Here is a 23917-nt window from a genome sequence, read left to right on the forward strand (position 1 = left end):
ATCAAGAGTTTAACTAGCTCATTCAATTAATCAAACGTTTGATTAATTGAAAGGGAACAGGCAAAAGCATTGTAAAAATCATGTAGTACAAATCGTTTTTATTGATTAATTATTGACTGAATTCAGAATTATTAATATAATTATAGAAAACATAACGCAATTACGTGAGGTGATATGACATTTATATTAGGGACGATTTGTATAGTAGAGTTGTTTTTGAAATTTCATCTGAAGAAGTGATAAAAGGACTGCTATTTCATAAAAGCAAACAGGAATCGGAAATTGAAGCGATCAAAAGTAAAATACATAAATATGAGCAAAAACGAAGAGCTGAGGAAGCTTGGTATCAATCCCTATCACCATTTAAACGTTTTTTTACAGGGCGTGCTCCAAGTCATCACCAGGCCGTTGAGCATTTGGTGAATGTTAAAGATAGATATAAAAAAATTGAGATGATAAAACAGAAGGTCGCCTTTTTAAATGAAGTGATCCGTTTACTTGAAGAAGAACCGGAAAAACGGGAATTGAATTTACCATCAGACATCATTAACGAAATAATGGCCTGGCAGAAAGTGGAGGGAACACCAAGATGACACTTGAAACGTTAAACGCTGGCTTGGATACGATATGGGTGGTACTTACAGCAGCCATGATTCTCTTAATGGAGGGCGGGTTTGCCTTATTGGAGGCAGGGTTCGTCCGTACGAAGAATAATGTGAATATCATCATGAAGGTTTTTGCCGATATCACGATCGGAACGCTTTGCTATTTCGTCGTTGGTTTTGGCTTAATGTATGGAATGGATGTTTTTGGAATCATCGGAGCCAGCGGCTTTCTGCTAAAAGGTGATTTATCGCACATTGACCTTACGATTTCCATGGATGCATTTTGGTTATTTCAAGGGGCATTCGTCATCGCCGTTATTTCCATCGTTTCGGGAGCAGTTGCGGAAAGGATTAATTTTCGGGCGTATCTTATTTTTGTGGTAATGATGACGGCATTCATCTATCCGATTGCTGGTCACTGGGTATGGGGTGGTGGCTGGTTAAGCCGGTTGGGCATGCAGGACTTCGCAGGGTCGGCGGTCATTCATGCGCTAGGCGGTTTTTCTGCACTTGCAGCTGCCATTGTAATCGGGCCGAGAGCAGGTAAATTCACTGCACGGGGGGTCAGTTCCATTTCGCTGCCAAGTAATCTCCCGTTGGCATCCGTTGGGGCATTCCTTTTATGGTTTGGCTGGTTTGGGTTTAATGCAGGAAGCACCTTGCAGGCTACAGATGGACGAATTGGCCATATTGCCATTGTCACGATGCTCTCAGCTGCATCAGGGGGAGCGGCGACCTTGCTTTATACACTATTTAGATATGGACGCTCGGATGCACCTTCCGTCATCAATGGTTCACTTGCAGGTCTTGTCGGGATTACAGCAGGCTGTGCATTCGTTAGTGATTTGGCGGCGATACTGATTGGAGCAGTTTCTGGAATGCTTATGTTAGCTGCGACAAATTGGTTGGAAGCCCGAAAAATCGATGATCCGGTTGGCGCCTTTCCTGTTCATGCGGCATCAGGCATGTGGGGTACGATAGCGGTAGGGATTTTCTCCACTGAAAACGGATTGTTTGCAGGTGGGGGATGGCATTTGCTCGGTGTTCAAACATTAGGATTAGTGGTGTTATGCATCTGGGGCTTTTCATTAACATGGCTTGTTTTTAAAGTTATAAATGTTTGGCTTCCTATAAGGTCCACTGAAGAAGAAGAAGAACTCGGGTTGGATATCAGTTATCATGGCATCATGGCCACACATACCTCGCCGGAGTTCATCAAGGTAGAGGACTACTATAAGCAGGATGAAGAATTGAAAAGGTAATGTCTATAATACTCATGGTAGAATCAAGTGAGAGGTGAATTTTATATGGGTACATGCAATCTTAATCATTCGAAGCAAGATGTCAGGTTGAAATTCGAGAGTCAACAGGCATTTTTACCAACGGTTTTGAGTCAAACATTAGATCGTTATCTGGAAAAAGCGAATTCGCAGGAAACACTGAATGAACTTTTTCATCTATTGAAGAAGTATGACTTATCTACCTCTGAGGAACAGGAATCAAGAAACGAAAAGTTGAAAGAGATAATGTTGTAATCGAGAAAGAACGGGAGTGGAAGCTTACTCCCGTTCTTTTTTTTGTTTTTTTCATAATGGAATATCTGTCTCTTAAAACGGCAGGGAGGCGCACTATTTATTTAAGGGATTTTTGTGATACTATCTCATGAATCATTTACATACTTATACAGAGGGCGTAAGGAAACTTACGCGTAGTTGGTTGATCTATAAGGCTAACAATGAATGGATTGAGGTGAGAAATTGAAAAACTGATATTCAAAATTGTCAGAAAAGAAGAGGTTTGGTGTAAAAACCTAGGTTTTTCAAGGAACGTGATTTTTTCGTGGTTGTACTTATTTAATGCATGTAAAAGGTGTAACGAGTAACAAAAGGGAGAGACATAAAAAATGAAAAATTGTAAATCTTGTGGCAATCCTTTGAACGAGGACTCTCGATTTTGCCCATCATGTGGCGCTCCTGTTGTGGGTGAAGAACAAATAACAAAAAAGGAACCCGCTGCTTCCGAGGTGAGGCAAGAACTATTCGAGGAAAGGTCTACCAAAAGGCAATTCAAGCAAAGAACGTTAATCATTACTGCAATATTGGCCTTTATCATGTTTTCGAGTGCAGCCGCAGCTATTATTCTTCATAAATCCCCGAAAGAGCTGTATCTTCTTTCTGAATATAAAACATATCAGAGTTCCAAAGAAGGGTGGGTCGATAAATATGGCGATACAATTGAATTCCAAGAGAAAATGATGAAGGAACCTTCAAGTTCGGAGATGACTCTAAGCGGAAAAGTCGAAATGGATTCATTATCGAATGAACAAGACCTGGAAATGATTCAAGAATCATTTAACCAGGCATCTCTTACTGCCAAAACAGAACAGGATCCAATAAGCAATCAAGGTTATTATAAATTAGCTTTGAATGTCGATAAGGAAAGGGCATTGGATGTAGAAATGTTCCAAACCAAGGATCGACTCGGTTTGAAGGTGCCGATCTTATATGAGAAATTCTTATATTTAAATATTGATGAATATGGTGAGTTCATGCGGATGATCGATCCATCATATGCTGGCACTGAAACCTTGGAAGTATCCGATCTTGAATGGCAAGACTTGAAATTGACGGAGAAAGAACAGGAATACATCCAAAAACGATATGGGGCGTTCCTGTTGGACAATTTGGATGGTGAAAACTTTAAGATGAAAAAAGGGGTGGAGTTTAAACGTGAAGGCGAAACGATGAAGGTAAGGGAAGTGACGCTTAAACTATCTTCTTCGGAAACTAAAAACCTAGTAAATGATTTCATGGACCATTTAATAAAAGATGAAAAGCTTCATAACATGATAGTCACTAGGGTACAAAAGGTGTCAAAGGCTGGGAGTCCTGATGCTAAAGAATTGAAACGGCAATTGTTGGACGGTTTAAAAGCTGCTAAGCAAGAAACGAAGGGTTTCCGTTTTTCTAAAGGATTTTCTTCTACATTGATTATTAATAAGGATGAGCAAATAATCGATCGTAAAGTAACAACTGCTTTTGGAGGCAGTAAGAACCAAGTCAACATGAAATTGAGGAGCAAAAACGTTCCATATGGCAAAGATCGGAAAACCGAAGAATTTAGCGTGGCACTTACTCCAGAAAAAGATGAGGAACCAAAGCTTATGTTCCGGATTACAAATGATGTGACCATTAAAAAAGATACTCGGAAAGAGAATCTTAATGCCTCTTATAAGTTAGAAGAGTATGAGGAGCTTGTGGAAATCAAGTTTTCGATGAAGAGTGATATTGCCGGAGAACAGGGTGGTAAGCAAAAAATCAAAAGAGATTTCAATCTTAACTTCGTCGGCGGCGACTTCACGAATATGCCTTCCGCTTTTAAAGGGACCTTTAAACAAACGAATGACCTTAACTTAAAGAAAGACTATTCTAACGGCAAATTCGAATTAAAGCTTGGTTTAGCAGATGAATGGGACTCAGGTACGGTCACATTAAAGGTGGATTACAAAACGAAACTAAAAGACAAACTGGAAATGCCGGATTTGAAACCTGATTCTGGAGGAGGCTTAAGCTTAGTGAACATTACTGAAGATGAAATGTATCGAATTCAGGAAGAAGTAGGAATCAATTTGATGGAGCTAGGTGTTAAATACGGACTGGTGCCAGAAGATGTTTATCAGTTCGATATCTATGATGAGGCTAGTTATGATGGTTATTATGATTTAGAAGATGAAGATACGAAAGATAAGTTGTAGACAGGGTGTTTTTACTTCCTTTTATTTAAAAGTACTAGTGGGAAATAGGAAAGCAGCCGCAGGAATGTGGCTGTTTCCTATTTTCTTTTTATTGGGCTCATCAGTAATTCGTAACTACGTTTTTAAAGAAGAAAGCAAGGTTCTCCCATATAATGTGGCGGTCATTCCAAGGAAAGGCTTATGGAGTTATGTGATGCAGTTCAGCTCCAGGTTATCTAGCTTTTGGGGAAGAAAGGTAAACTTAATATCGCGGTTTCTTGATACATGAAGCTGATATCCTTTTGTTCGACTAACCGACCGTGGGTATCGATCCTCAATCCAAACTTTAAATTAATCAATATGTAAAAAGGAATTGCAAGGCAAGGAAATGCAATTCTGTATATGACACATGATATGAGTGAAATCATAAAACTCTATGACCGAATCGGTATTCTTCAAAATGGTGTACTGAAATTCAAGGGTACACGCGCTTTCGTAAAAATGGCTTTTATAGCGGCTATTAAAACTTATAGCCATGGAGGATGTGGGTAGGGCTGTTAAGGGAAACCGAGGATGGTTTTGAGGAGTGATTAATCAGTTTAAGTAATTTAGAAAAGGGTGTTTATTGAACCTTTAAAAATCTAATCAATCGTTTGATTAAATCTCATGTACTGGATTTTACTGATTAAAACAGGCTTTGATAAAAGCATTGCGCATAAAAAAAGCGGGAGCCCATAATGAGCTCCTGCCATTTCCTCCATTAAAAACCATCATCTGTTGCAGAGAAGGGGATGTTTAGGTTTCTTTCCACTGCCCGAAGTCTTTGATTAAGCCTGTTTAACCTATTCGTATGTCGCTGGTCCGCTTGACTTAGCCTGGTGATTTCCTGGTTAACGCGGTTCACTTCCCTATTTATCCGCGTAATTTCTTGGTTCTGCCGACTGAGTTCCCTCGTTTGACGCTCATTTTGCCGCTCAAGTTCCCGGACCCTTCTTTCGAGTTGTTGAGGCTGCCTTTCAACATCGAACTGGTCAGGCACTTGGCCATATGAATTTTCTTGAACCTGCTGAAGGTCCCAATCTTGCTGTGGCACATATTCAAATCGTTCAGGCTGTTGGAAATATGGGTTATAATTAGACTGAAAGTACTGGTGATTTCCATTTTGGTGTGGAAAAGGATAAAATCCGTATGAATTCATAGTCAACTCTCCTTTTTAAAATCGGGATGGATACGTTATAACTTATGTAAGTTCCGGTGAAGTGAATAGGCGTTAGCCCATAACAGTGGGAAGAAGAGGTAGTCTGCAGAAAAAATTTCAATAAATTTGCAGAAACCATCCTGTTCCTATATCGTTTAGGATAGGAGAAATTCTTTTATCCATCTTGAAACCAATCTCAATGATAATCCGTATATATAGAAAAGAGTGTAAGTCAGGAGTGTAATGATAATGAATCGATTTCTTGCTGATACTGTTCCGATATTGATTGCATTTCCAATGGTTTTTCCGGTTTGGTTGATTAGCTATTTCGTATTGAATCAACCGTTTGTCCTGTCTGTTGTCATATCTTTAGCAGGAGGGGTGCTTGCATACTGGCTAAGTTCCGTTTATTTTTCCTCGCGATTCCTAAAAAAACATGAATTGACGAGAAAAGAATACCAATATATAAAGAAAAATTTAATTGAGGCAAAACCAAAGATATGGCGGGTGCAAAAGGCACTCATCTCGGTCAGGCATATCTCTTCTTTTAAACAGAGGAAGGATATGATTAAAATGATCAGGAAAATATATAGTCTGACGAAAAAAGAACCGAAGCGGTTTTACCAGGCGGAGCAATTTTATTACTCGCATCTGGATTCGGCTACGGAACTCGCAGAGAAATATGTTTTTTTATCACAGCAGCCAAAAAAGAATAAGGAACTCGAACTTTCCTTAACGGAAACTCGTAAAACCTTAAAGGAACTCACTAAAACGATAGAAAAAGATTTATATAAAGTGATTGCCGATGATATCGATAACCTTAACTTCGAATTGGATGTTGCTAAGCAATCCATTAACACTGGAAAAGAGTCACAAGTAATTGATGAAAGCAGGAGGTTAAAATGAATAACAATGATCCAAACCTGTTGAATAAAACGAATAATGCCAGTTTGATCGATGATCTTTTAGCCAATCCATTTGATGGGGTGCAGGAGCTGGAGAAAGTATCTTCCCAGGAAGCGAAACCAGTAAAACTGATTGATGTCATTCCTGAAGAGAACAGGGCAAAGGCTTATCAGCTTGCCGAACAAATCGACCCAACGAATCATCAGGCAATGATATCCTACGGTACACCCGCCCAATCAAAACTCCTGACCTTTTCTAATTCCATGCTTGAGCATGTCCAGAAAAAAGATGTGGGTGAAGTAGGCAACATTATCAGTGATTTAATGAAGAAGTTAAACGAGCTGAGTCCGGATGAGCTTAAACCGGATAAGCCCTCTTTTTTTGCGCGTATGTTCGGGAAGCTCTCGGGATCTGTACAGGAGGTGCTCTCCAAGTATCAGAAAACTGGGGCCCAGATTGATCGAATCAGTGTAAAACTAGATCGGAGCAAGAATATCCTGTTATCGGATATCGTAATCCTTGAAAAGCTATATGAAACGAATAAGGAATATTTTCAGGCGTTGAATGTCTATATTGCAGCAGGGGAAATAAAACTCGAAGAAATCCATGAGAAAACGATTCCGGAGCTAAGGAAGTCCGCTGAATTAAGCAATGATCAAATGAAGTTTCAAGAAGTCAATGATATGCGCCAATTTGCTGAACGGTTGGATAAAAGGCTTCATGATTTGAAATTGAGTCGTGAAATCACGATTCAAAGCGCACCGCAAATCAGGCTGATTCAAAACACGAATCAGGCACTAGTCGAGAAAATACAATCTTCGATCATGACGGCCATTCCTCTTTGGAAAAATCAGGTTGCGATTGCACTGACCCTAATCAGGCAAAGGCATGCTGTAGAAGCGCAAAAGCAGGTTTCCAAGACTACAAATGACTTGTTACTGAAGAACTCTGAGATGCTGAAAACGAATACCATTGAAACGGCTAAAGAAAATGAGCGGGGACTTGTCGATATCGAAACATTAAAAAATACTCAAGCCAACTTGATTTCCACGCTTGAGGAAACCATGCGGATTCAGGAAGAAGGCAGGCATAAACGCCGACAAGCCGAGCAGGAATTGGCGTCAATGGAAAATGAACTGAAACAGAAACTATTGGAGATAAAGGGATAAGGGGAGATAACGTGGAAACTATCGAGGCTATAAAAACGAGAAGAAGCATTGGAATCGTTAAGCAAGATCCGATACCGAAAGAAATGATCGAACAAATCATCGAAGCTGGAACATATGCACCTAATCATCACCGAACGGAGCCTTGGCGCTTTTTTGTATTGACAGGAGAAGGAAGAAATAAACTTGGGCAGGTCTTCGAAGAAATAACAAGAATCGAAAATGCTGATGATACTCCGGAAAGTCTAATCAGCAAGCTCGAAAGACAAAAAAAGAATCCCTTAAGGGCTCCAGTCATCATTGCAGTGGGCATAGAGCCTAGTGATAAGAATAATGTCCTCGTTTCAGAGGAATATGCGGCAGTGAACAGTGCCATCCAAAACATGCTTCTAGCTGCACATTCCCTAGGTTTGGGTGCAGTATGGAGAACGGGGAAAATAACATATCATGAAAAGGTCCGGGAATTTTTCAAATTATCCTCAAAGGGAGAAGTATTGGCCTTCATATATTTGGGCTATCCTGACATGGAGCCGAAACCTGCTAAGAAAACACCGATTGATGAATTGACCACATGGATCGGGTGAAAAATTAAGGGGGCAGTTGCAGCAGTGCAAACACACTGCTGCAACTGTTTTTTTTGCCTTCAATAAGATTTCTTATATCTGTTTTAACGAATGGGATTTGTCCTAGGCAGACTTCGTTTCAAGTGACGATTGATGAATTAGGTTGTACAATACATAGGAAGAATAAATTTTGATGAATTAGGATGTGTCTATAGATGAGGACGATTGATCCATTTGAGATACTCGATGGAAAAGCGATTAAATATTTGGATGTTTTTGGCGTTGAGGATGGAATTGCATTAAAGAGTAAGTATGAAGATAAAACATATTGGATATATGATTATTATTGCATGCATCAGACTTGTGATTGCCAGGAAGTATACCTTGAATTCGTAGAGGAGCTCAAGAGCAATAAACAGGCAGGACAGCATTTTGGAGTGAGGGTTTCTTTCAGGGATAATCAATTTGCCCTGGAGGATTATAATATTTCCAAGCAAAAGGCAATGGATATCGCGGAAGATACGTTAAAGTACAGTAAAGATGTAATGGAGTTATTTAAACAGCGCTATCAGCAAATGAAGGAAAAAGGCACGCAAATTATCATGGAAAGTGCGAAGGCAGCTAAAATGCCGCATGTCCATACGGAACCGGTAATCGGAAGAAACGAACCTTGTCCATGCGGAAGCGGGAAAAAATACAAAAAATGCTGCGGTGCAGCTTAACATTCATGGAAGCTGACTCGATTAAGAGTCGCTTCTTTTTTTATTTGAACAAGCGCTAAGCTGAGAAATGAATTGTGCAATAATTAAAAAAATGTGGAAATATAGGAACACTTGTTCTATAATAAGGGTACCAGATAGTAACTGAAAAAGAAATAAAAAGTAGTTATTTAGACGGAATTTTCAGAAAACTTCTTTTTTATTTTCAAAAATCTGGTATATATAAGAGAGAAGAGTTTTTTGATCTCATCTCTTTCAACGGTAGACGGCAGCCAGACGGGATGCAAATCCCCACACTGATGGCAGTTTAACTTTGAACGAAGGAAGGGGTAATCAAATGACAAGAGAAAAAAGATTAATACCTTACAAAGTTCTAGAAGTAATGGATGCGGTGAAAGAGAAGATTCCTGAGGGTGTCGAGCTTGTGAAAGCCCCGGCAATTTGGGAAAAAAGCAATTATGGTGAGGGCGTGGTAATTGCCGTCATCGATACAGGCATTGATAAGGGGCATCCAGACCTCAAAGAAAGAATCATCGGTGGAAAGGATTTTACCAATACCGGGGATTTTCAAGATGATAACGGACATGGGACACACGTGAGCGGTACGGTTTTGGCTGCCATTAATAATGCTGGTGTAGTGGGAGTGGCTCCGAAAGCAAGCATATTAGCGTTAAAGGCATTAAATGGTCAGGGACAAGGCGAAATAGATTGGATTAATGGAGCTTTAGAGTATGCAATCAATTGGCGGGGACCTAATGAAGAAAAGGTTTCAGTTATTTCACTTTCACTTGGCGGTCCTCCGGATGAGGCTGAACATAAACTCATTCAAAAGGCCCTTCAGAACGATATCCTTGTTGTTTGCGCAGCTGGAAATAGTGGTGATGGGCGTCATGAAACGGATGAATTGGATTATCCAGGAGCATATCCCGAAGTAGTGGAAGTCGGAGCTGTGGATTTAAGCAGGAATTTAGCGGATTTTTCAAATACAAATGATGAGATTGACTTGGTGGCGCCAGGGGTCGATATTCTCTCTACGTATCCAGGGAATAAGTATGCGAGGCTGAGCGGAACGTCAATGGCTACGCCTCATGTAAGCGGTGCAGCAGCGCTCTTGAAAGTGATTGCTGAAAAGGAGTTTGACCGTAAGTTAACTGAAGCGGAATTATACGCACAGTTAGTGAAAAATACCGAAGATCTGGGAATCAGCAAAAAAGCACAGGGAAATGGAATGCTTAACTTAACGATAGGGGAACAAAGAATTGAAAAATCCATTAAGATTACCATAGAATCAGAAAACCTTAAGTTACCGAGTAAATCGGTGGTCATGGAATATTAGAAGTGAAAAAAGGTGCCCCGGGAGAAATATGGGGCACCTTCCATCATGTAATGATTATTTTTTGTTTTTCCTTAGAGCTGCAAAAAGCGCTACAATGGAAAGAATTAGTGATATGACAGCCAGAGTGATGATTAGCGTTTGATTGCTATCATCTTCTGTTGTTACGGAATCCTTTGAATTGTCAGTTGTCTTGGAATCATTAGTGTCATCTGCATCTTTGTGACCATGGTCCGTAGATTCTGCATCTGCCTTTGGCGCAACTGAAATTTCCGTTACAGAATGCGGGAGTTCTGAGCCTTCATCACCACTCCATTCGACAATTTCACCATCTTCGTAATATTGAAATGCATCCCAGGCCACATTCGTTTCTTCTTTGGGATTTTGGGCAACGAATGAGAACTGCTGGAATTGTCCAGCGGATATTCCTGCATCAGTTGCTGCCCAAGTTACCGTTTTTACATGCCCATCTTTGTCACCTTCGGTTGTCACTTTCCATCCTGGTACAGGCTGATAGCTTTCAAAAGTAATCCCTTCAGGTACTTTTAAAGTCACCTTTGTAGTGGCAGTTTCTTTTTCAACGGGCACTTTGAGTGTATAAGTTTCCCATGCCTCAGGTGCAGATGAACTAGGTTTGACTGTAACGTGTGCATTCGCCGAACCGGAGAAAATGAATAATGCAGCAAATGTGGATATAAGTAGCTTTGAAATGTTTTTCATTTTTATAAATCCCTCCTGTTATGAATTCCCTATTAAAATTGTAAAATCAACATTGATTGAATCCAGGCTTTCGGTTAATCCGTGAACATGGATATTCCACTTTCCTGGCATGGTTAATATAGACTTTGATGTAAATGTACCTTTATTTTTTTCCTGCATTTGCAGCTTTATTTCACCGCCTGGCGTATCGACTGGCTGCATGGTGATTGTAAGCTGTTCTATTTCAGCAATCGGCTTGCCGCCATTGGATAGATCTACTTGAATTAGGTTATCCCCGACTTCATTGGGAGTCACCATTAATGTGATCTCATTATTTTCGTCAGTCTGTAAGGTTTTCTCTATTGGCCCGGGAGAAGACATGGCAGTTTGGACATTTGTCAATAGAGCTGCAACGAGAAGTATGATGATTCCTAAACCAAACTCCATTCCCACACTATAACCAAGTTTTTTCGTTTGCTTTTTCCCTCTGAGAAAATGAAAGCCCCCGAAAACGATCATGACCAACATGAGACCAATTTTCGCAAGTAACAATTGTCCATATGTCGTGTTTATCAATGAATGGATAGTCGGCACATGCTGTAAGCTGCTATATATCCCGCTAACAATCAGTATGATTACAAACAGGAACGACCATCTGGAAAACCTTTGAATGATTGACCAGTAATATGTTTTCTTATCTTCTTGGACTGGCTGCCGATCAGCAAGCCCAGGTAAAATCACCAATAAGGCCATAAGTCCGCCGAGCCATAAAGCCATGGACAATAAATGGAGGAAGTCCATCAAAACGGCCAGAACCTGATTAGGGACGGCTGCCGTATGTCCAGTTAAAGCCTTACAAACCATCAAGCCGGCTATTATTATGATAGTAACGAAAGGGAGTGATTTAATCAGTGAGTTTTCGAGCATGAAATAAATCACTAAAAACAGAAGAAGCAACATTAGAATTTCAACGATCCAGATGGTTCCAAAGTTTGTAGCATTCAATACTTCTTTTATATAACTCACATTAAATGCATCGGTCCAACCTACGCCAGCGTCAATCGTCACCTTTAAAGGCAGACTGAAGAAAATGGAAAATGCTAAACCTGCATATGAAAGCCAAAGGTATAGACTGGCTCTTCGGCTGGCTTCAAAAAGGCGGGAATCCTTCATTAACGATAATTGGAAAAAAAGGATTCCGGTTAGGGCTGCGAAGCATATGTATTGAAGACTTTGCAGGAAAACGTTGATGAAATTCGGAAAACCTGCATTCACATCGGAATTTTCTTGGTCTGATAGACCCGCTGATTCTCCGAATTGAAAGGGAATTGTCCCTTCAATGGGGTGACCATCACTAGAAACCACTCTCCATTTTATGTAGTAAATCCCTTCATCGATAGTGCCTTTCCACTTAGCTACCAGTATTTTTTCACTTTGTTCCGAGATTGTACTGTCTTGAATTTTAATTTTATCCCCATCTTGGCTGAATACCTCAAGCGAATGGAAAGCTGGTTGTATATTTTCACTGAATTGAATGCTGATCTTTTCAGGAAGAGTATCCATCGCTTCATTCGGGCTGGGATTAGAGCTTATTACAGTAGCATGACCAGAAGCCATTGCTGGATATAAAAGCAAACTGAATAGGCTGAATACCAGCCATAAATAATTTTTCATCGTGGTGTGCCATCACCCTTTCATCAGGTTATGTAAGCTTATTATAAAAGGAAAATGTGAAAAAACAGTGAAAATAAATTAGTTATCTAAAGGCAATTTAAGAGGTTCGCAAGAAAAGTGATAACAATAAGGTTAGATTGGTCTGGCTTCCACCATAATAGCCATTAAAATAATCGGTGGTAAAAATTGGTATGTAACCCCTTCAGTTTTTACCTAAAGAATCAAGCTATATACCCCATTAAGAAATAATTAAGATTTATTTGGTAACCTGACCCTATCATGTTTACAGGAATTATAGGGGGGATAGGCTTTGCTAAATAAGGGGTTAAAAGAAAAAAGTGTGAAGGCGATTTTGGTTGGTTCCCTTGTGGGGATAGGAGCATCCACTTATATGCCCGTGGTAGAGGCTGCGGAGGGTCCTTCTGTTCTGCAGGAAGAGGCCCAAACGGTAAATATTCTTTCAAAGTTAGAAATAGAAGGTTTGGTACTGGATCAAAAATTTTCAGAGAGTATACACGACTATAGTTCAACAGTGGGGAATGATGTGGAAAAGATTACCTTGATTGCAGAGAGTTACAATGAGAATGCAGCCATATATGTGAATGGCGTCAAACTGACAAATGGTGAGGTGAAGGACTTAACTCTTCAAACCGGCATGAATACTTTTGAAATCACCGTGAGTGATGGAATAAATGAAACGGTTGCATATACCGTCAAGATCGAAAAACTTGAAAGTGATGATAACCTTTTAACTTCGATTGGATTATCAAAAGGCTCGTTAACATTCGATTCTAATGTGACAGCTTATAATGCTTCAGTTGAAAATGAAGTCAAGTCCGTTACGGTGGCCCCGACATTGAGTGACAGTACCGCAAAAGTAAAGGTGAATGGAAAGGATGCAACCAGCGCAGGTGTAAAGGTTACCCTTCCGATCGGTAGGACGACAGTGAGGATTATCGTTACAGCGGAAAATGGAGATGAAAAAACATATACGCTCACGATTACACGGGCCGCAGCCAAGATAACTGAATCGAAGGATAAAGATGCCCCTAAAGATGATGAAGTTCAAAAGGAGCCCACAAAAGGAGCAAGTGAGGCTCTGCCTTCCTCCGACAAGGGGAATAAATCATCTTTAACTTCTACTGCTGAATCCTCCAATAATCCAAAACCAAGCAGTGGCAGCCAAGTACCGAAAGCACAGCAGCTTGAAAGTATTTCAACACAGAAACCGAAAACGGATTCTGTAGAGAAGGTACCGTCAACCGATTCTTTAAGTCAAGAAGGCAATAACGCCCCAGTGTTGAACAATTTGACAGTATCATCCGGAGTATGGAACAAACCTTTTGATTCGAATGAGCATACATATCATATCGAGGTCGATAATGATATTGCTTCAGTCGAAATGAATGCAACGACAAGTGCTAGCGGAGCCAAGATTGAATATGACGGTGAGAGCAGTAAAAAAGTGAAGATCAAGGATAAAGCGAAGACGGCCATTTCAGTTACAGTTTCAAAGGATGGGGAACGCCGTACTTATGTCCTTGTTTTCGAAAAGGATATGGATTTGGAGATGGATGAGGAAGAAACCGTAGATGATATCAAAACAAAAGAGGCGGAAGTTGAGGCAACGCAAATGAGTACAGCTGGAAAAGAGGATACAGTTACTTCCAATAAGATTGGAGGTCCGAGAATAATTGGGAACCAACCTGATGAGTCCGTGTCATTCTGGGGGAAAATCAAGGATTTCTTCACCTCTCTATTTTAATTTTATCAAGGGATGGTTCTGAATCGTAAAAAAAGGACAAGATTAAGGCTTGTCCTCCGATTTATATTTATATGGGCAAAAGAATTTGGACCTCGGTTCCATGGCTTGGTTCGCTGTTAAAGTGGACCTTTCCCCGATGCGCCTCAATGATTCGGCAGCTGACTGTCAATCCTAACCCTGTTCCTTTTTCTTTAGAGGAATAGAAAGGTTCTCCAAGATGCTTTAACCGTTTTTTTTCTATTCCGCTTCCATTATCTTTGATGGTAATGGAAAGGTTATTGTCCTTGCGCTCAAAATCAATCCAAATGTGATCGGCGGATGCCTCCATTGAATTCTTGAGCATGTTTATGAATACTTGTTTTAATTGGTTTCCCTCACATAATAGAAGCGGTATTTCGTTTTTTACAGATATTGATATTTGGGTGGGGTACGAGTCCGCCTCTGGTTTCAACAAGGTTTTGACATCATTCATCAGTTCGATGATTTGATGCTTGCTGAATGGAAGTTCCTGTGGTTTTGCCAGAACGAGTAACTCGCTTACAATAAGATTGATCCGGTCCAATTCACTTAACATAATCGTGTAGTATTGTTCATAGGGATGGTCGCTCTTTTTAAGTAGCTGGACAAAACCCTTTAAAGAAGTCAACGGGTTTCGTACTTCGTGGGCTACACTTGCGGCAAGTTCGCCGACTATCGACAATTTTTCTGTTCTTCTTAAGCGTGCTTCGGTTTCTCGAATTTGAGTGACTTCTTTAGCATAAGTGATGATCCCGACCAAATCCTCGCCAACCATCATCGGGACAAACGTACAAGAAAGTAAGATGGACTTCCCGTACTTCGTTAGGAATTCTATATCTTTCCCTTTCTTAATCCCCTTATGGTTTTCGATGACATATTGGCAAGATGTACGGATCAGTTCCGCATCTTCTGTAGTAAAGTTCAATTTAATGAATGAGGCTCCATGTATTTCTTCCTGTTGAAAGCCTGTTACCGTTTCAAACCTTGGATTTACGGTCGTGATCATTCCATTTAAATCAAGCATCAGCATCGGATAAGGGTTGTGTTCAAACAATGATTTATAGCGTTGTTCACTATCGAATAATTGATTCTCAGCGACAACCCTTTCAGAAATATCCCTGCCGATGACTACTAAGCCTTTTCGTGAACCATCCTCATTGAACAGGGGAACTTTAATCGTATCAAAGGTCTTGTGATTGCCGTCGGGAAGAGGGATGATTTCCTCACACCTTGTAATTTCCCCTTTTACCCACGTTTCTTCATCGGAACCTTCACAGTAGATCAACGACTCTTTATAAAATTCGGAGTATTCTGCGAGTTCGCTGTCTTTTTTTCCCTTATAATCTACATGCTCCAACTGAAATAATTGTAGCCCGAAGGTATTGGACTCAAGCCATCGGCCATCACCATCCTTGAAGTTAACGAAATCCACCATTGAATTGATGAGTGTGCGCCGGCGTTGTTCCGCTTCTTTTAATTGTTTGAATTCTTCCCTTTTAGCTAAATAAAGAAATAATATCAAGCCTATTGATAAAAGGAAAACAATGCCTTCCACTCTCTGAAGTTGAATGAAGACCTCTTTGTTATGGATATTTGTAGTTAAAAAAAAGTCGAACACGACTAGTGTAAGAATCCCGGATAGGATATATATTGCTAAGATGGAGCGTTTGGACATGGAGATTCTCCCTGATTTTAAGACATTTCAAAGGTAAAATTACATACACATTTTAACAAACTATCGGAAAAAAATATATGCAGAATCCTAAATAAAAAAACAGGGACCAATGTGGGTCACCTATTTTTTCTGAATAAGGTTAGGTTCTTTTTCTTTTTTGCACGCTTATAGATAATGAAAAATAATAAGAAGAGGAGTGCGAGTGCAACTAGCGTGTATTGGTTCATTTCAACAGATAGGAGTCCATATGGAATTAACGATAGGAAGAAAAAGTATATCAGGTTGCCAAGTGCCGTCGCTAATAAAAAATCCTTGAAAGTGACGGTGCTGACTCCAGCAGCCAAGTTAATTAAACTTGTTGGGATAAGTGGGAAAATCCTGCCTGTAAACACGTACATGAAGCCATGCTCCACAACAGTTTTTTGCCATTTTTCCCCCATCTTCTTTAAGAGAAGTTCCTGAAACCAATTTCTTGCAGCATAAAAAATGAATCCTGAAGCAACGACACTTGTAAACCAACTCCATAGGTAGCCATATATGAATCCGAATATCGTTACATTGATAGTCAGAAGCAAAATTAAGGGGATGATTGTAAATGAATTTTGGACAAACATCAATACGAATGTCACAATAAAAGTGAGCAAAAGGTTTTCCTTCAATATGCTAATAACTGAATCCAAGTCACTTTTCCAAATCAAAGTAAATAATTCTGCATTTGAAAAAATAAATAATGCAATTACCAGTAGACCGGTTAAGGTCAGGACTTTTTTCAAAGGGTCACCACCATTCTGACTAATAGTTTATCATTTTTAAGTTAATTGGTGAAAAAAGAGCTGTCGCATGATGCAGACAGCTCTTTTACATTATAGTGGGTTCATGAAGCGAAGATTCCTTTAAAGCCACTTTTCAAACTGAATTCTTTTGTTCATTCCATAAATGATTGGCGCGCCAATCAAGAGGACAACGAATTCACCGACAGCCGTGGTCATCCAGCTTAACCAGAATGGTAAGCCAAAGGCAAGGTTCAGTTCAATGGCAATTAAAAACATTGTGAACGTGAAAAAGATGATCGTGGCGATCATCCGCCCTTTAATGCCTTTTATGAACCGCGAAACAAAAATGACAAGCAGCAAGGCGAGTACGGATTGCCCCACCCCAAAAATTAAATCATATGGAACCATCGGTGAAAAGAGCAGATTCGATATGAAGACGCCGCCGACAATACCATAGATATATTTTTTATTGAATACAATAAGATGGTTCAACATTTCCGGTACACGAAATTGGAACATCTCAAAAGCTATTGGTTTAAACACCAATGAGACCGCCACATACAAGGCAGCCAATAACCCGTTTATCACGAGTGTACGAACATTCATTTTACTCTCTCCCTAGTTTTTTATCGTGGGATGGTTACGAACCACGTATAGGCGTTTGCCCGATGATTAATAGTATCCCAAGTAAGCTTGTTTCGTCAATTTGTAAAGAATGGTTTTAATTTATAGGTTTTCAAGCATCCATAGGATTTTGATTTATGGCAATGAAGGATGATATTATTTTTATATGTACTTCAAAGGAGTGAATATAATATGTCTATCGCGAGTGTCAAAAGCCATTTTAAACAATGGGATCGGGAAGGCGATGTAATGGAGTTCGAAACATCGAGCGCTACGGTGAGTGAGGCTGCAGAAACCATCGGCGTTATCCCAGCGAGGATCGCTAAAACTCTTTCCTTTAGGGGGGAAGGTCATGATGCGATTTTGGTTGTAGCGGCTGGGGACGCAAAAGTGGATAATAAGAAATTTCGGCAGATGTTCGGTTTCAAGGCACGGATGCTGTCACCCGAGGAAGTGTTTGAGCAGACCGGCCATGCCATCGGAGGAGTTTGTCCGTTTGGTCTGGCTAACGATCTAGCTGTTTTTCTTGATGTATCAATGAAGCGCTTTGAGTCATTGTTCCCGGCATGCGGCAGTACGAACTCTGCAATAGAACTTACACCCACGGAATTATTTGAATATTCAGGAGCAAAGGATTGGGTGGATGTTTGCAAGGCTTGGAATGAAGAGGGGAATGAGGAAACGGCAGCAGGTAATGCAGTGGAAGGCTTTTGATTAATGGTACCAAAAAGATCCACATGAATGGGATAAAGTCCACTTGGGTGGACTTTATTTGTGGGGGCCGTATGCATTATATCGGTCAATAATTTTAAAGCGGAAAATCGTGCAGAAAGTGTTCCTGAGCGGAGGGTGAAAGATGTTAAATGGAAGCCAAAGAAAAAGCAATAGCAGCTATCTTAGTCTTAAAACTCTTTATGAAGAAAATATCACGGTTAAGAGCATAGCCCAGGAGCTTGAGTTTTGCCATACAAACGATCTGGCGCTGGATATTCGGAAAGCATTGGAAAAAAAGAATTTTGATATATTGGCAGTGCAAGATCAAGGGGAAATCATCGGATATATCGAAAGGGAAGAACTGGGTGAAGGGAGCATTTCGGAATATTTGAGAAACTTTTCACCAAGGGAAATGGTTTCGGATTCAACCCCTTTAATCCAGCTGCTCCATATTTTCAAGAATAAAACAAGGGTCTTCGTATTAGAGAATAATTCAATTAAAAAGTTGATTACCCATGCCGACCTTCAAAAGCCTCCAATTAGGATGCTGATATTCGGATACATTACCTTATTGGAAATGAGGATGAGCGATATCATCATGGATAGATTCGGCGACGGAAGCTGGCATCCAATGATCAGCGAAGACCGTTTAGAAAAGGCAACCGAATTATATAGGAGGAGAATCGATAAAAATGAGGATATCAATTTAATAGAGTGCCTGCAAATCAGTGATAAATTCGATATCATACATAAGGATGAAGAATTGAGGTGCTTCTTCCAAATCCCTTCGAAAAGTAAAGGGAAGAAGGATGCGAATGCCATCCGGAAATTACGGGATAAGATTTCCCATGCAAATGAACTGGGACTGGACATGTCGTGGATGGAAATCATTGAGGTTGTCGAGTCCTGTGGGCAACTGCTCGAAATCTCTGAATCCTATCAGTATGAAAAATAAGGATCCGGCTATCATGCTGGTTCTTTTTAATGTTTAACTCCAGACAGAAAAAAACTGCCCATATCAGGCAGTTTCCCCGAAAACTCAAAACTCCGGCAGTTGATCCAGGTTATTTTCTTTTATCCCATCAGGCTCACTCCGCAATATATCACGTCCATATTTATGAAAGACGTCAACATTGGCCAGGATGCCTGCTTTGGCTTCCGAAAGGGCAGTGGGGTAGTCGAGTTCGCGGCCGGAGTTGGTCTTGATGGCGATAATATTGTCCTCTTCATTTTTCCTTACGGCGATGATTTCTTCTTTTCCTGCTGAATCAAGTTGGTTTGCTTGCGGTGTTCCCTGCTGTTTATAGGATTCATAAGCTTTTTCAAATTGGTCCATGTTTTGGACACCTCCCATTTATAGGGTGAGCTATTTTTTCTGCAATATACAAACCGGATTTCGTCCAACTTGGGCCGTTAATTCGTCCAAATGGGCCGAATTTTCGGCACTTTTTTAAATTGGATGCTGTCGTCTTGGCCTTTTTGCATTGGCATGGCACTTGCATCTTGTATAAGTGGAGTAAGAAATATAAGTGGAGTAAGAAATAATATCCACTTAATTAAGGGAGGAATATGAATCATGAATGTAAAACAAGGGGCTAGCACTGTAAATGCAAAACAACAGGTCAAGACAATGAAGGCAGCGGTCGTCAATGAATTTAACCAAAAACTTGAGATAAAAGAAGTACCCATCCCGGAATTGGATTATGGTGAGATATTAGTGAAAATTAAAGCATGTGGCGTGTGTCATACCGATTTACATGCGGTACATGGCGATTGGCCGGTAAAGCCCAAGCTTCCGCTTATCCCAGGACATGAAGGTGTAGGCATCATAGAAAAGGTGGCAGAAGGCGTAACTTCCTTGAAGGTCGGTGACCGCGTTGGGATCCCATGGCTTTACTCGGCCTGTGGCGATTGTGAGTATTGTTTGACTGGAAGGGAAACGCTTTGCTTGGATCAATTGAATGCAGGCTACTCCGTGGACGGGGGGTATGCGGAATACTGTAAAGCACCTGCCAAATATGTGGTGAAGGTTCCTGAAGGGCTTGACTTTGCGGAAGTTTCACCGATTTTCTGTGCAGGCGTAACGACTTATAAAGCGCTTAAGGTATCAGAAGCAAAACCTGGTGATTGGGTAGCGGTTTATGGAATTGGCGGATTGGGACATGTTGCCCTTCAATACGCGAAAGCGATGGGCTTTAATGTCATTGCTGTCGATATTCAAGATGATAAGCTTGATCTGGCGGCGGAACTGGGGGCGGATTTCACGGTTAATGGGCTTAAGACTGATCCTGTACAAGCCATTAAGGATAAAGTTGGCGGTGTGCAGGCAGCCATTTCTGTAGCGGTTACGAAAAAAGCATTCGAACAGGCTTACAGTTCAGTCAAGAGGGGCGGGACACTGGTCGTAGTCGGATTGCCGAATGATGAACTTCCGATCCCGATTTTTGATACGGTACTAAATGGGGTAACTGTAAAAGGGTCAATCGTCGGGACGAGAAAAGATTTACAGGAAGCCGTTCAATTTGCGGCTGAGGGTAAAGTCAGAACGAATATAGAGACGAGGAAGCTTGATGAAATCAATGATGTGTTTTCAATGATGGAAAAGGGAGAAATCAATGGACGCATCGTATTGACGCTAGAATAGTAACAGAGGAGGATGCCCTGGAACGGGGCATCCCCCTTTTTTTATGTCTGGTTCTTCTCATTTAATATATAGCGTAATTTCCTTATGGATATTTGCAAGCGTTTGGCTGCTTCATTCCGGTTGCCGTAGGTTTTTTGCAGTGCCTGCATGACGAGTTCCTTTCCAATTGTGGATTGAAGCTGTTTGATTTCCGTAAGGATTTCTTCTAGCATCAGTTCATCTTTCTCATTAAAGTCGGCCACCAGCTTTTTTCGCCACTCTTCAAGAAGGTTTTCAGTTGTCTGAATCTCATTCGGACGCTCCTTCTTCTTCGGAGTGACCTGGCTGTTAGATAGCGAGATATCATTGGCTGTTATTTCAGACTTATGGTCTGCAAGAGTTAGCGTGCGCATGACCACATTAGATAGTTCGCGTATGTTGCCTGGCCAGTTGTATTGTTGTAATTTTTCAATGGCTTCATTGGAAAAAGAGATATCTCCATGACCATTTCTCTCAATCAAGTGACGGACAAGCAAGGGAATATCCTCTTTTCGGTTGCGCAAAGGCGGGATATCCAGAGTCACGACGTTCAGTCGGTAAAATAGGTCTTCCCGGAATTTATTTTTGTCCACTGCCTGTTGCAGGTTTTCATTGGAGGCCGCCACTAACCGGGCGTTCGTCCGTAATGTCCCGCTGCTGCCAACCCGCATGAATTCCCGTGTTTCCAACACTCGTAGCAATTTGACTTGAATGGCGGGACTCGCATCCGCAATTTCATCAAGGAAAAGCGTACCATTCCCTGCAATTTCGAAAAAACCCTTTCGCAACTGGGTAGCTCCGGTGAAAGCCCCCTTTTCATGGCCGAATAATTCGCTTTCAAGCAGGGATTCAGAGATCGCTCCACAATTGATGCCGATAAAAGGTTCATGGTTTCGGGGGCTGGCTATGTGGATGAAACGTGAAAGCACTTCTTTGCCGCTGCCGGTTTCTCCTTCAATTAATACATTGACTGATTTTTGGGCAACCTTGAATGCCGTTTCAATCAAACTCTTCATTAAAGTACTTTCACCGACAATCAATCCTGATTCCTCGGCTAGCTTATGGATGAAATGTTGATTCAAATCTTCATTTTCATTCAATAGGTTGTCAATTTGCTTTTCCAATACTTCAATATCCACAAAGGGTTTTTCCATATAATCACTCGCGCCAAGTTTCATTGCATCAACAGCGGTCTTGACGGTGCTGTATCCGGTCATGATCAGTACCTTGCAACGCGGCTGTAGTTGTTTTAGATGTTGCAGAAGGGAAAGGCCATCACAATCCGGAAGCTTCAGGTCTATCATTGCTACATCAAAACGCTGCTGATTCCAATCGATTTCATGAAAATCCTTTCCGCTATTCACAACTTGTACGAGGTAACCTTTCATCGTAAAAAGGCGGGATAGAAAAGTCCCAACTTCTTTCTCATCGTCTACCACAAGTAAATTGATCAACTTATCATCGCCTTTCCTCTTCTGCTTGCAAGGGAAGCCTCAGGAAAAAAGTGCTTCCTTGTCCTGATTTACTCAAAACGTCGATCTTGCCACCATGGTCTTTGGCGATTCCAAGGCTTACGGACAGCCCCAAACCTGTACCTTTTTCACGGTCTTTAGTTGTATGAAAGGGATGGAATATGAAGGGCAGGCGTTCTTTTTCAATCCCCGTTCCATTATCAGTCACCTGTACCACCATGAACTTGTCTTCTGAATAGGTAGTGATTGAAATCGATTTTTCCGATGGAGAGGACTCATCCAATGCGTCCTTGGCATTCAATAACAAGTTGATGATGATCTGTTCTATTTGAGGTTGGCTGCCCTTTATGAAGGGAAGGTCTTCCTGAAGGGAAAGATGAAGGGAAATTTGCTTCTTCCCCAGTTGAAACTTCAAAAGGTTCAGAACCTGATGAATGGCTTCGTTAATAGAGTAATAGTTGAATCTATACTCATCCTGCCTCGAAAAGGTAAGCAGGCTTTTCACTATTTGCCTGCATCGGTCCCCACAAATCTTAATATCGTTCAAAAGCATATAGTCCAGATTGTCCTGGGGAGTTTTCCGTAATAAAATCTGGGAGTTACCAAGAATGGCCGTTAAGGGGCTATTCAATTCATGGGCAATCCCTGCTGCCATTTCACCGATCGCCCCAAGTTTACCGGCATGCAATAGCTGGACCTCCATCTGTCTTCTTTCGGTGACATTTTTATAATAAGCAATGACCCCATAGACTTGATGCTCCTCATTCTGAATCGGGTAGGCATGCATTTCCAAGATGGTATCATGCTGAAGGAGAATTTCTTGAAATCCTGGCTTATTGAATGAAAAGGTATATTGAATCAGATTTTGAGATTTTTCAATTAAAGGAACCAGGTCGGAAAAGTCCCTTGCAGAATCATTGGATTGATAGACGGTTCCTTTGTGATCAAAAACGATAATCATATCTTCAACTGCCTTGAACGTATCCTCCCACTCCTGCTTGGAATGAAGGACTTCCTTATAAAGCTGGGCATTCTCCAAAGTTAGTGCAAGCTGATTTGATAGTTGCTCAAGAAAATCCAGTTCATCTTTATGCCATGTTTTCTTATTCTTCCTGCCGAAAGTCCATATTCCGATTTTTTTACTTTTTCCGTACAAAGGAACCAATAGAAGTGCTTCGATCTCAAGGGATAATAGTCGTTCTTTTTCTGGGAAGTCCGGTAACCGTTTAACTTCCACCTGAATGGGCTGCTTATCTTTCAGAGCAGACGAGAAACCCTGAAATGGGTGTAACGGGTTATTGGAATCAATTTCAAGTTCAAGTTCGCAGTGACCATTGGGGCAGATGTGAAGCAGGGCAGGTTCTTCCTCATACAATATGACAAAGTGACTGTCATCGAAGGTAATTAGCTGCTTGAGCTTTGCAATAACATTTCGGAGAATCTCTTGGATGTCGATGTCCATATTCATATTTTTAGTGATGTCATTCATAATTTCGAGCTGCATATTCTTCTTCTTCAGCTGATCCACAGTTTTCTTAAGTTCCGTGTAATACGTTTTTTTTGAAGATTTTACACCTGTCATTAAATCTATCAATTCAAGTTTGTTCATGTTTTCACC

23 protein-coding genes and 1 riboswitch are annotated in these 23917 nt (G+C 40.8%); of the genes, 14 read left to right on the forward strand and 9 right to left on the reverse strand.

Going from position 1 to position 23917, the window contains the following annotated elements:
* Window positions 1-197 precede the first annotated feature (197 nt).
* From QUF78_RS02985 to QUF78_RS03005, 5 genes are all read left to right on the forward strand, one after another.
* Entirely contained in the window at window positions 198-593 is a 396-nt protein-coding gene (locus QUF78_RS02985) for a hypothetical protein (RefSeq protein WP_289323500.1), read from the forward strand.
* Complete coding sequence (locus tag QUF78_RS02990; RefSeq protein ID WP_289323501.1) at window positions 590-1867, forward strand: ammonium transporter; 1278 nt, start codon at window positions 590-592, stop codon at window positions 1865-1867. Before QUF78_RS02985 ends, QUF78_RS02990 begins: the two co-directional genes overlap by 4 nt.
* 45 nt (window positions 1868-1912) lie before the next feature.
* Window positions 1913-2140 carry a hypothetical protein gene (locus tag QUF78_RS02995; protein ID WP_289323502.1) on the forward strand — a complete coding sequence of 76 codons (228 nt, stop codon included), beginning with the start codon at window positions 1913-1915 and terminating at the stop codon, window positions 2138-2140.
* 368 nt (window positions 2141-2508) lie between these two features.
* Window positions 2509-4359, forward strand: a complete 1851-nt coding sequence (locus QUF78_RS03000) for a zinc ribbon domain-containing protein (protein ID WP_289323503.1) — start codon at window positions 2509-2511, stop codon at window positions 4357-4359.
* 393 nt (window positions 4360-4752) lie between these two features.
* Window positions 4753-4890, forward strand: a complete 138-nt coding sequence (locus QUF78_RS03005) for a hypothetical protein (RefSeq protein ID WP_289323504.1) — start codon at window positions 4753-4755, stop codon at window positions 4888-4890.
* Between the two features lie 208 nt (window positions 4891-5098).
* Here QUF78_RS03005 and QUF78_RS03010 read toward each other — a convergent pair whose 3' ends face one another.
* Window positions 5099-5536 (reverse strand): coiled-coil domain-containing protein, encoded by a 438-nt coding sequence (locus tag QUF78_RS03010; RefSeq protein ID WP_289323505.1) that lies wholly within the window; start codon window positions 5534-5536, stop codon window positions 5099-5101.
* 249 nt (window positions 5537-5785) lie between these two features.
* Here QUF78_RS03010 and QUF78_RS03015 point away from each other — a divergent pair, with 249 nt between their 5' ends.
* From QUF78_RS03015 to QUF78_RS03035, 5 genes are all read left to right on the forward strand, one after another.
* A complete protein-coding gene (locus QUF78_RS03015) occupies window positions 5786-6442 on the forward strand; it encodes a 5-bromo-4-chloroindolyl phosphate hydrolysis family protein (protein ID WP_289323506.1) in 657 nt (218 codons plus the stop codon).
* Window positions 6439-7611 carry a toxic anion resistance protein gene (locus QUF78_RS03020; RefSeq protein ID WP_089362531.1) on the forward strand — a complete coding sequence of 391 codons (1173 nt, stop codon included), beginning with the start codon at window positions 6439-6441 and terminating at the stop codon, window positions 7609-7611. The genes QUF78_RS03015 and QUF78_RS03020 overlap by 4 nt, the downstream gene beginning before the upstream one ends.
* 11 nt (window positions 7612-7622) lie before the next feature.
* Window positions 7623-8192, forward strand: a complete 570-nt coding sequence (locus tag QUF78_RS03025) for a nitroreductase family protein (protein ID WP_289323507.1) — start codon at window positions 7623-7625, stop codon at window positions 8190-8192.
* 194 nt (window positions 8193-8386) lie between these two features.
* Window positions 8387-8893: an SEC-C metal-binding domain-containing protein gene (locus QUF78_RS03030; RefSeq protein ID WP_289323508.1), complete on the forward strand. Its 507-nt coding sequence runs from the start codon at window positions 8387-8389 to the stop codon at window positions 8891-8893.
* A gap of 334 nt (window positions 8894-9227) precedes the next feature.
* Window positions 9228-10226 carry a S8 family peptidase gene (locus QUF78_RS03035; RefSeq protein WP_289323509.1) on the forward strand — a complete coding sequence of 333 codons (999 nt, stop codon included), beginning with the start codon at window positions 9228-9230 and terminating at the stop codon, window positions 10224-10226.
* 54 nt (window positions 10227-10280) lie between these two features.
* Here QUF78_RS03035 and QUF78_RS03040 read toward each other — a convergent pair whose 3' ends face one another.
* Entirely contained in the window at window positions 10281-10943 is a 663-nt protein-coding gene (locus tag QUF78_RS03040; protein ID WP_289323510.1) for a YcnI family copper-binding membrane protein, read from the reverse strand.
* 18 nt (window positions 10944-10961) lie between these two features.
* Window positions 10962-12596: a copper resistance CopC/CopD family protein gene (locus QUF78_RS03045; protein WP_289323511.1), complete on the reverse strand. Its 1635-nt coding sequence runs from the start codon at window positions 12594-12596 to the stop codon at window positions 10962-10964.
* A 310-nt stretch (window positions 12597-12906) separates the two neighbouring features.
* Here QUF78_RS03045 and QUF78_RS03050 point away from each other — a divergent pair, with 310 nt between their 5' ends.
* Window positions 12907-14361 (forward strand): cadherin-like beta sandwich domain-containing protein, encoded by a 1455-nt coding sequence (locus QUF78_RS03050; protein ID WP_289323512.1) that lies wholly within the window; start codon window positions 12907-12909, stop codon window positions 14359-14361.
* Window positions 14362-14428: 67 nt separating this feature from the next.
* On the opposite strand, the gene QUF78_RS03055 is transcribed toward QUF78_RS03050, so the two are convergent.
* From QUF78_RS03055 to QUF78_RS03065, 3 genes are all read right to left on the reverse strand, one after another.
* The gene (locus tag QUF78_RS03055; protein ID WP_289323513.1) at window positions 14429-16054 is read right to left on the reverse strand and encodes a PAS domain-containing sensor histidine kinase; all 1626 of its coding nucleotides are present in this window, start codon (window positions 16052-16054) and stop codon (window positions 14429-14431) included.
* Between the two features lie 116 nt (window positions 16055-16170).
* A complete protein-coding gene (locus tag QUF78_RS03060; protein ID WP_289323514.1) occupies window positions 16171-16827 on the reverse strand; it encodes a TVP38/TMEM64 family protein in 657 nt (218 codons plus the stop codon).
* A gap of 120 nt (window positions 16828-16947) precedes the next feature.
* A complete protein-coding gene (locus QUF78_RS03065) occupies window positions 16948-17433 on the reverse strand; it encodes a QueT transporter family protein (protein WP_289323515.1) in 486 nt (161 codons plus the stop codon).
* Window positions 17434-17439: 6 nt separating this feature from the next.
* A riboswitch (PreQ1 riboswitch) is annotated at window positions 17440-17484 on the reverse strand.
* 159 nt (window positions 17485-17643) lie between these two features.
* Between QUF78_RS03065 and QUF78_RS03070 the strand changes: the two genes are divergently transcribed.
* Both QUF78_RS03070 and QUF78_RS03075 read left to right on the forward strand, forming a co-directional pair.
* Entirely contained in the window at window positions 17644-18165 is a 522-nt protein-coding gene (locus QUF78_RS03070) for a YbaK/EbsC family protein (protein WP_289323516.1), read from the forward strand.
* 142 nt (window positions 18166-18307) lie between these two features.
* Window positions 18308-19120, forward strand: coding sequence for a hypothetical protein (locus QUF78_RS03075; RefSeq protein ID WP_289323517.1), 813 nt, complete (start codon window positions 18308-18310; stop codon window positions 19118-19120).
* 84 nt (window positions 19121-19204) lie between these two features.
* Here the strand turns inward: QUF78_RS03075 and QUF78_RS03080 are convergent, their stop codons facing one another.
* Window positions 19205-19501: a DUF3892 domain-containing protein gene (locus QUF78_RS03080; RefSeq protein ID WP_289318195.1), complete on the reverse strand. Its 297-nt coding sequence runs from the start codon at window positions 19499-19501 to the stop codon at window positions 19205-19207.
* Between the two features lie 294 nt (window positions 19502-19795).
* Here QUF78_RS03080 and adhP point away from each other — a divergent pair, with 294 nt between their 5' ends.
* A complete protein-coding gene (gene adhP, locus QUF78_RS03085) occupies window positions 19796-20809 on the forward strand; it encodes an alcohol dehydrogenase AdhP (protein WP_289327214.1) in 1014 nt (337 codons plus the stop codon).
* A gap of 41 nt (window positions 20810-20850) precedes the next feature.
* Here adhP and QUF78_RS03090 read toward each other — a convergent pair whose 3' ends face one another.
* Together QUF78_RS03090 and QUF78_RS03095 are read right to left on the reverse strand one after the other, a co-directional pair.
* Window positions 20851-22281, reverse strand: coding sequence for a sigma-54-dependent transcriptional regulator (locus QUF78_RS03090; RefSeq protein WP_289323518.1), 1431 nt, complete (start codon window positions 22279-22281; stop codon window positions 20851-20853).
* Window positions 22282-22285: 4 nt separating this feature from the next.
* Window positions 22286-23908, reverse strand: a complete 1623-nt coding sequence (locus tag QUF78_RS03095) for a sensor histidine kinase (protein ID WP_289323519.1) — start codon at window positions 23906-23908, stop codon at window positions 22286-22288.
* Window positions 23909-23917 lie beyond the last annotated feature (9 nt).

Origin of the sequence: Peribacillus sp. ACCC06369 (assembly GCF_030348945.1) — a bacterium.
GTDB lineage: Bacteria > Bacillota > Bacilli > Bacillales > DSM-1321 > Peribacillus.